The organism is Lacinutrix chionoecetis (assembly GCF_053604665.1).
Map to the genome: position 1 here is coordinate 1 of NZ_JBSHNQ010000014.1, position 885 is coordinate 885.

At 42.7% G+C, this 885-nt stretch carries 1 protein-coding gene; it reads left to right on the forward strand.

Going from position 1 to position 885, the window contains the following annotated elements; genetic code table 11:
- A partial coding sequence (locus ACVC43_RS00070) for a fibronectin type III domain-containing protein (RefSeq protein ID WP_452222532.1) occupies positions 1 to 885 on the forward strand: 885 nt, incomplete at both ends.

Genomic DNA, 885 nt, shown 5'->3' on the forward strand with positions numbered 1-885 from the left:
CCAGCAGCCAATTCTACAGGTACAGGACCAGCCAACTCTTATGATGGCAATCCAGGCGTACACTTAGAGTATGAAGCTTCTGGAAATTCGTCAGCCATTGCCTCTGCAATATCACCAGCGATTGATTTATCTACAGCAACAGATGGTGCTGAGTTAGCCTTTTTTATGCATGCCTTTGGAGATGATATAGGTACATTAAATGTTAATGTAGGTACAAGTGCTACAGGACCATTTACAACAGAATACACATGGATAGGCGATTTACAAACCACAGACGCAGAAGCATGGGTGCCAATAGGTGTTAATTTAGATGCTTACTTAGGACAAGTAATCTATATAGAATTTAGCTATGGTGGCACAGGAAATGGTTTTGAAGGCGATATGGCTTTAGACCAGATTACAGTAGAAACCTGTGGTGACTTTTGTATTGCACCAAGTAATATAATGGTTGCTAACATTACAGATACTACAGCCGATATCTCATGGACAGCTAATAACAGTGAAACACAATGGGAGTATGTTATCCAACCTGCAGGAACAGGAACACCAACAGGTGCTGGAACCGTAACAACAACCAACCCATTATTAGCAACAGGACTTACATCGAGTACAGTATACGAGATATATATACTTGCAGATTGTGGTAGCGGACAAAGTGTCTATGGCGGCCCAGTAAACTTTACAACATTAAACACACCACCACCACCACCAGTAGGTGTTACATGTGCTTCAGGTGCATCATCAACCATATTTACAGAAGGTTTTGGAGACACTCCAGGTGTTGCTCCAACAGGATGGACAGGTACAGGTTTTGGAGGTGCTAATGGTAACTGGCGTATTACAAACCCAGCAGCCAATTCTACAGGCACAGGACCAGCCAATTCT